Source organism: Longimicrobium sp. (assembly GCF_036554565.1).
Taxonomy (GTDB): Bacteria; Gemmatimonadota; Gemmatimonadetes; order Longimicrobiales; family Longimicrobiaceae; genus Longimicrobium.
Window position 1 is genome coordinate 1 of record NZ_DATBNB010000713.1, and the last position, 7449, is coordinate 7449.

Below are 7449 nucleotides of genomic sequence, written 5' to 3' on the forward strand. Positions count from 1 at the left end.
GGCCCAGCCCCCGCCCGCGCGCCTCGGGAGCCACGTACATTCCCCAGACGTGGGCGCGGTGCCGTGCCTTTCGGTGGCTGTCGCGACGAAGGCCCGCCACACCCACCAGCACGCCCTCGCCGTCCAACGCGCCGAATACCACGTCCTCACCCTCGGCCCCGCGCGCCAGGCGAGCGGCGACTTCGTCCAGCGGCACCCCGGCTTCCTCCTCGTACGTGGAGCCGAACGCCTCGCGCGATTCCCTCAGGCCGCGCAGCCTCAGCGCCTGGAACGCCGCGGCGTCGGCGGGGTCCAGCGGGCGGATCACCGGTATTCCAGCTCCTCGCGCGTCCACACCTCGCCCGCGCGGACCACCAGGCGCACCGTACGGAGGTTGCGCACGTCGGCCAGGGGGTCGGCGTCGAGCACCACCAGGTCGGCCAGCTTCTCCGGCGCCAGCGTGCCGATGTCGTCCCTGCGCATGGCGCGCGCGGCGATGCGCGTGGAGGACACCAGCACGTCCATGGGCGACATCCCGGCCTGCGCCATCGCCTCCATCTCGCGGTAGACCGACGCGCCGTGCAGCGTCAGCGGGTTGCCGGCGTCGGTGCCCATGGCGACGGGAATGCCGGCCGCGTGCACGCGGCGCAGGTTCTCGTTCATCGTCCGGCCGATCTGCTCGAAGTAGGCGGCGAAGCCGGGCCCCAGCGTGCGCGCCGGAAGCGAGTCCGTCAGCGCGGCCTTCGCGCGCGTAGCCGGGTCCACGCACTCCATCGGCAGGCCCTGCGGATCGAAGCGGCGCTGGTACAGCTGGCGGTAGCCATCCGTCACGGTGAGCGTGGGCGTGTAGATGGCCCCCGCCTCGCGCGCCAGGCGGATGAACTCGTCGTCGACGATGGCGTCGTCCACCGAGTGGACCAGCAGGTGGGCGCCCGCGCGAACGGCGTCCTTGGCTTCCCACAGCCCCGTAGCGTGCACGATCAGCGGCAGGCCTGCCCGGCGCGCCTCGTCGGCCACGGCGCGGACGGATGCCTTGAGCGCCACGGTGTCGGGGTTCTGCCCTTCTACCAGGTACCACACCTTCACCGCGTCGCTGCCGTGGCGCGCGATCATCCGCGCTCCGGCGCGCGTGGCCGAGTCGTTGGCCGTGTGGACGAACTGGCGGGACGCGGGAAGGTTCACCCAGTGGTCGCGGGTGGAGAGCAGCGGGCCCGCCGCCGCCACGTGCGGCGCGGAGGTGCTGGCCTCGGCGCCCTGGCGCAGCCCCCACGTCCAGGGATAGCCGCCCACGTCGAAGGTGGCCGTGACCCCCGAGCACAGGTAGCTGCGATAGAAGCGCTCGGGGTTCGCCTCCAGCGCCGCCACGGTGGAATCGTAGGGAAACCGCGCGCGCACGTCCTGGGCATCGGGGCGGCCGTCGGCCCAGCCGGTCTGCGAGTAGTGGACGTGCGCATCCACCAGCCCGGGGACGATCCACTTTCCGCGTGCGTCGATCGCGTGCACGTCCGCCCCGACCTCGCACCGCCCCACGCAGGTGATCCGTCCGTTCCTCATCACCAGCGTCGCATCGCGCAGGGGCGCCCCGCCGGTGCCGTCGATGACCGTGGCCCCGGTAAAGGCGACGGCGGGCACCGGCCCGTTTCCCGGCGCGTTGAAGGCGGTGCTCACGGCCACCTTCCAGCTTCCGTCCGGTTGCCTGACCAGCACCCGTTCCGACACGCCGCGCGAGCTGGTGCCGCCCTGCGCCACGCGGTAGCGGTACGTGCCGTAGACCACGCCGGGCGCCAGCGGCACCACCTCGTAGTGGGTGGCAACCAGGGTGTCGGGCCACGCGTTGGGGTCGCCACCCGTCATCCCCTGGTAGCCCCACTGCACCCCGCCGGGCCCGGTGCGCGCCAGCCTCGGGCTCTGCAGGTAGTGGGACAGGTACGCGGGCCGGTCGCGGCCGTGGATGGTGGCGATGTTGCTTCGGAACGCGGCGAGCGCCTGGGCGCTGTCCCTCGCTCGCTGGGCGGGCGGGTACGCCTGGGCGCCCGCGGCGGAGGGAAGCGCGGCGGCGAGCAGCGCGGCGGCGGCGATACGGGCCAGAGAGGTCATCGGCGGATGGCGTACGGGGTTTCTGCTGGGGCGCCGAACAGAGTACCGCGGCAGGCGGATGGCCGTCAATCGGCTGGAACGGAACGCGTGTTGCGGCCGGGAGCGCGGTCCATCGACGGAACAACCTGACCGGGAGAGCAGACGTGGCTGAAGAAACGACGACCCCCTCGGGGCTGCGGTACACGGACGAGCAGGTGGGAACGGGGCAGGAGGCGAAGAGCGGCGACCGGGTGAGCGTGCACTACACCGGGACGCTGGTGGACGGCCGCAAGTTCGACAGCAGCCGCGACCGCGGAACGCCGTTCCAGTTTCCCCTGGGCGCCGGGCGGGTGATCCGCGGCTGGGACGAGGGCGTGGCGGGGATGAAGGTGGGCGGGCGCCGCCGGCTGACCATTCCGCCGGAGCTGGGTTACGGCGCCCGCGGCGCGGGGTCCGCGGTCCCGCCCAACGCCACGCTGGTCTTCGACGTGGAGCTGCTCGCGGTCAACTGATCCGGTGGCAGGTGGAACTCTCGGCGGGGTTCAGGCATACATGGAGCCGACGTCGGACCCGCGGATCCGAAAGGAAGCCCGCCGCGTCCAGGTGAACCACCTGCTGAGATCGGATTTCGGATGAAGAAGAGAATGGCGCTCCTGGTGGCGGCGGCCCTGGCCGCGCACGCAGGTTCGGCGCAGGCGCAGTCGGGATTCGCCCTCAAGGGCCACTACCTGTTCAACGCCTCGGACGTGAAGAACGAGGAGCAGACCCCCGCGGCCGACGGCTTCAGCGTGGGCGCCGAGTACGTGCTGCCGCTGGGCGTGGGCGTCGGCGTGACGGGCTACACCACCGGCAAGGTGACGGAGTTCGACCGCGAGTCCACCAGTTTCGGCGTGCTGGCGGAGGCGAACTACTTCATCGACCTGCCGCTGCTGCCCATTACCCCGTACGTGGGCGTGCACGGCGGGCTGGGGCAGTACACGGTGGATGAGGTGGTGCAGGACGCCGACCCGGAGTTCAAGGACGAACGCACCCAGCTGGGGTTCCAGGTGGGCGCGCGGATGCAGCTGGGCCAGATGCTGGGGCTGGACGCCCAGTACCGCCGGGTGAGCGAGTTCGGCGCATCCACGCAGGGCGGCGAGCTGGAGCGCAACCAGATCCTGGTGGGCATCACCCTGTTCTGATCGTCATCGGAACGGAGGGGCGAGGGCCGGCGGAGCGATCCGCCGGCCCTCGTTTTCGTTCCGGGCGGGTTGACGCGCAGGACGTTTCCGCTATTCTATTTTAAAGCAATCTAATTTCCACGTTCGACTCGTGACGACATGCTCCCGATCCGCCGCGCCACCCTGCTGCTGTGCCTGGCCGTCGGCGCCCGTCTGAATGCGCAGACGCCCATCTCCGACAACAGCTTTCTCCTGGAGGAGGCGTACAACCAGGAGGCGCGGGTGGTTCAGCACATCGCCACGGTGATGGGCGGCGATGGCGTCGTCGAGCTGGGGTTCACGCAGGAGTGGCCGCTCTTCAGCGAGCGCCACCAGATCAGCTACACGCTCCCCCTGCTGCGGCTGCACGACGAGACGCGCTGGGGCGACGTCGAGGTGCAGTACCGGTATCAGCTGCTGAGCGGTCGCGTGGCGGTGGCGCCCAGCGTAACGGCCATCCTCCCGACGGGGCACGATGCGTTCGGCGCGGGGAACGCCGGGTTGGCGGTCGGACTGCCGGTGAGCGTGGCGCTGTCACCCGCGTTCGCGGCGCACACCAATGCGGGCGTCACGCTGCCGAACATCGGTGATCTGACTGGGGCGGAGACCAAGGTGGAGATCAGCCTGGGGCAGAGCGTCGTCTGGCTGGCGCACCCGCGGTTGAACCTGCTGGTGGAAGCGCTCTGGTCGCGCACTGATGCGGGGGACGTGGTCTCGGAGAGCCTGCTGATTTCTCCCGGCGTGCGGGCGGCGTTCAACCTGGGCTCCACGCAGGTCGTCCCGGGCCTCGCGGTGCCGATCGGCGTCGGGGCGAGCAGCCGGGAGCGGTACGCGTTCCTCTATCTGAGCATCGAGCACCCGTTCTAATCCGCGGCCCGCCGGGCTCGCGCGAGGGTGCGTCTAGATTACTCGTTCCCCTCCCCCGCCGCCCACTCGTCGCGAAGGATGCCGTACAGCAGCACGTCCCAGAAGCGCCCCTTCTGAAAGACGTGGTCGCGCAGCAGGCCTTCGCGGCGCATTCCCAGCTTTTCCAGCACGCGCGCGGACGCGGCGTTGTCGGCGATGCAGTGCGCGTGAAGCCGCGCCAGCCCCTCGTCGCCGAACGCCCAGTCGCGCATGGCCCGCGCGGCCTCCGTGGCGTAGCCGTGCCCCCAGTGCCTGGGGGCAAGCTCGTAGCCGATGTCCGCCACCGGATGGGCGGGCGCCTCTCGCCGCACGCCCACGTTGCCGATCAACTCGCCCGTGCTCGCCAGGAGGATGGCGAGCTGCGTGTTTCGGCGCGGTCGCTCGGCTTCGAACCCCAGGAACGCGGAGATCAGCGCCTGCGTGTCTGCGGGCGACATGGCGTCGCGGTCGTAGAAACGCAGGTACCGCGGATCGTTCTGGTACACGTGCGTGGGCTTCCAGTCGTCGGTCTGGAACTCGCGCAGGATCAGGCGCTTGGTGCGTAGGATCACGGCGGTGCGGCTGAGGCGGTCGGCATGAACTGGCGAGGCGGAAAGATGCGCATCCGCCCCTGCCTCCACAACGTCCGCACCCGCATCCGGCCCGGTGCGTGCGGATGCGGCCGGACTCGCGCCCACCGATCCACCGGCGCCGCGTCCGAACCCTGCTTTCGCACGAAGTGGAATACGATCAGCACAGTTCCATCCACCGCCTGCGGCTGGCCGCGGGCGCGCTGACCCTGTGGCGGGTGCCGCCCCGGGAAGACGAGAACCCGCGAGACCTCCGCGAATCCACCGCCTTCTATCCCCTCGTCGGCCTGGGCATTGGGCTGCTCCCGGCCGCCGTGCTCCTGCTGGAGGTTGCGCCCGGGCCCCGTGCCGCGCTGGCCCTGGCTGCGTGGGCTATGGCTACGGGCGCCACCACGCTGGTGGGATGGGCGCGAAGCTGCGACGCCGCGCTCTCTCCGCTGCATGGCAGGCAACGTCGGTTGAGGATGCTGCGCACCCGCGGGCTGGGCGCGTTCGGCGCGGTGGGGCTGGTGCTGCTGATGCTGGCGAAGTGGTCCGCGCTGTCCCACGCCCCCGCGTTCGCGCCGCTCGTGGCCGCCCCGCTGGGCAGATGGGCGATGGTGCACGCGCTGCGCACCTATGCACCGGCCGAGCGCGACCGGCCCGACGCGGTGCTGAGCGGCGCCGTTCCGCTGTGGGCGGCCACCTGGATGGCCGTGGCGATCCTGGGACTGGTCACCGCCGCGTCCCCAGACCCGGCGCGGACGGCGCTGGCCGTGACGGCGGGGACCCTGCTGTCGCTCGCCGCCGTCGCCTTCCTGGTAGACCGTTTCGCCGGCGTGAACGGGCCCGCGTGTGCCGTGGCGTGCGAGGCGGCGGAGGTGGGGGCGCTCTTCGCGCTGCTTCCGTGGGGATGATGGTTGACCCGCCCCGGCGCGGCCCGTAGTATGCCGCCCGACCACACCGGCCCGAACCGCGCGGAGAGAGACATGTCCAACGTCCCGCAGGACCTGCGATACACCAGCGACCACGAGTACCTGAAGCCGTCCGGCGGCCAGGACGGCGTAGTCACCGTGGGGATCACCGACTACGCCCAGGACCAGCTGGGCGACATCGTGTTCGTGGAGCTGCCCAAGCCGGGAGACCACTTCGACGCGCACGGCACGTTCGGCACGATCGAGGCGGTGAAGGCGGTTTCGGACCTGTTCATGCCGCTGGCGGGCGAGGTTGTGGAGGTGAACACCGCCCTCGACGCCAACCCCGGCGTGGTGAACAGCGATCCGTACGGCGAGGGGTGGATGATCCGCATTCGCCTGGACGACCCGTCCGCGGCCGACTCGCTGCTGGACGCCGCAGCGTACGAGGCGCTGATCGGATAACTGCAGTGCGAAAGTACCAAGTGCGAAAGTGCGAGAGTAAAGAACGTTCTGAACTTTCGCACTCTCGCACTTTCGCACTCTCGCACTCTCGCACTCCTGAAATCACCAGAACGTACCGCGGAGCCCCGATGGCACGCCTTACCTGGCACGGACACTCCTGCTTTACGCTGGAGACCGGCGACGGCACGCGGATCATGATCGATCCGTGGCTCGATGAAAATCCCACCGCCGACATCAAGGCGGCGGACGTGGACAAGCTGGATTACATCCTGGTGTCGCACGGGCACTTCGACCACTTCGCCGACTGCATTCCGCTGGCGAAGCGCACGGGGGCCACGGTGATCTCCACCTTCGAGCTGGTGTCGTTCTGCCAGCAGGAGGGGGTCAAGAACGGCCACGGGATGAACATCGGCGGGGCGTACCTCTTTCCCTTCGGCCGCGTGAAGCTGACCCCGGCGGTGCACACCGGCAGCATCGCCGGCGACAAGGAAGGCGCGTTCACCACCGACTGCTGCGGCTTCCTGATCAGCCTGGATGGCGGGCCCAGCATCTACCACGCGGGCGACACGGCGCTGATCACCGACATGCAGCTGCTGCAGGGCCGCGTGGACCTGGCCATCCTGCCCATCGGCGACAACTTCACCATGGGGCCGGAAGATGCCGCACGCGCCGTGGAGATGATCCAGCCGGAAACCGTCATCCCCATGCACTACAACACCTTCGAGGTCATCAACCAGAACCCCGAGAGCTTCCGGGAGATGGTGGGCGAGGCCGCGCGCGTCGAGATCCTGGAGCCGGGCGGCAGCTACGAACTCTGAGCCGCTTCGTCCCCGGGACGGAGGGAATCACGCGGAGGCGCGGAGGAACGGATGAGCCGCGGAGGGTGCACCTCCGCGGCTCTCGTTTTTCGACGATTCGCTCGCGCCTCGGCTGGCCCCGCGCACCCGACTGGCTCCCTTCCCCCGCGCAGTTTGCGGGGGAAGGGCTGGGGATGGGGGGCGCCGGCCCGAGCGCCGCACCTGCCAGTCGCACCAGACCCGGCCCACGCCCGATCCCCTCAGTCCCTCCCCCGCGTCCCTTGACGCCCGCACCATCCGCGGCCTACCATCCGCGGACATGCTCTCCTCAACCGACGCCGAACGAACCGCCTGGCGCCTGCTCGACACGCCCGCCGCTCCAGGGTCGTGGAACATGGCCGTGGACGAGGCCCTCGCGGACGGCGCGCGGGCCGGGGGCATGCCCGTTCTGCGCTTCTATCGCTGGACTCCCGCCTGCCTGTCGCTGGGCCGCAACCAGCCCTCCGACGGGTCCGACCGGGACGAGATCCGGCGCCGCGGCATCGACGTCGTCCGGCGGCCCACC

At 70.5% G+C, this 7449-nt stretch carries 10 protein-coding genes; 7 read left to right on the top strand and 3 right to left on the bottom strand.

The window, feature by feature from the left end; translation table 11 throughout:
- On the bottom strand, window positions 1-307 hold a 307-nt coding region (locus tag VIB55_RS19915; protein WP_331878420.1), incomplete at its 3' end, for a GNAT family N-acetyltransferase.
- The gene (locus VIB55_RS19920; protein ID WP_331878421.1) at window positions 304-2076 is read right to left on the bottom strand and encodes an amidohydrolase family protein; all 1773 of its coding nucleotides are present in this window, start codon (window positions 2074-2076) and stop codon (window positions 304-306) included. The genes VIB55_RS19915 and VIB55_RS19920, both read right to left, overlap by 4 nt.
- A 143-nt stretch (window positions 2077-2219) precedes the next feature.
- On the opposite strand from VIB55_RS19920, the gene VIB55_RS19925 reads away from it, so the two are divergent.
- The 3 genes from VIB55_RS19925 to VIB55_RS19935 all read left to right on the top strand — a co-directional run bounded on the left by VIB55_RS19925 (window position 2220) and on the right by VIB55_RS19935 (window position 4121).
- The gene (locus tag VIB55_RS19925) at window positions 2220-2567 is read left to right on the top strand and encodes an FKBP-type peptidyl-prolyl cis-trans isomerase (protein ID WP_331878422.1); all 348 of its coding nucleotides are present in this window, start codon (window positions 2220-2222) and stop codon (window positions 2565-2567) included.
- 120 nt (window positions 2568-2687) lie between these two features.
- Window positions 2688-3236: an outer membrane beta-barrel protein gene (locus VIB55_RS19930; RefSeq protein ID WP_331878423.1), complete on the top strand. Its 549-nt coding sequence runs from the start codon at window positions 2688-2690 to the stop codon at window positions 3234-3236.
- 138 nt (window positions 3237-3374) lie between these two features.
- Entirely contained in the window at window positions 3375-4121 is a 747-nt protein-coding gene (locus VIB55_RS19935; RefSeq protein ID WP_331878424.1) for a transporter, read from the top strand.
- 38 nt (window positions 4122-4159) lie between these two features.
- Here the strand turns inward: VIB55_RS19935 and VIB55_RS19940 are convergent, their stop codons facing one another.
- Complete coding sequence (locus VIB55_RS19940; protein WP_331878425.1) at window positions 4160-4711, bottom strand: GNAT family protein; 552 nt, start codon at window positions 4709-4711, stop codon at window positions 4160-4162.
- A 167-nt stretch (window positions 4712-4878) separates the two neighbouring features.
- Between VIB55_RS19940 and VIB55_RS19945 the strand changes: the two genes are divergently transcribed.
- The 4 genes from VIB55_RS19945 to VIB55_RS19960 all read left to right on the top strand — a co-directional run.
- A complete protein-coding gene (locus VIB55_RS19945) occupies window positions 4879-5625 on the top strand; it encodes an adenosylcobinamide-GDP ribazoletransferase (protein WP_331878426.1) in 747 nt (248 codons plus the stop codon).
- A gap of 72 nt (window positions 5626-5697) precedes the next feature.
- Window positions 5698-6087 carry a glycine cleavage system protein GcvH gene (gene gcvH, locus VIB55_RS19950; RefSeq protein WP_331878427.1) on the top strand — a complete coding sequence of 130 codons (390 nt, stop codon included), beginning with the start codon at window positions 5698-5700 and terminating at the stop codon, window positions 6085-6087.
- Window positions 6088-6215: 128 nt separating this feature from the next.
- Window positions 6216-6905: a metal-dependent hydrolase gene (locus VIB55_RS19955; protein WP_331878428.1), complete on the top strand. Its 690-nt coding sequence runs from the start codon at window positions 6216-6218 to the stop codon at window positions 6903-6905.
- Window positions 6906-7203: 298 nt separating this feature from the next.
- The coding region (locus tag VIB55_RS19960; RefSeq protein WP_414682037.1) for a lipoyl protein ligase domain-containing protein at window positions 7204-7449 on the top strand (246 nt) is incomplete at its 3' end.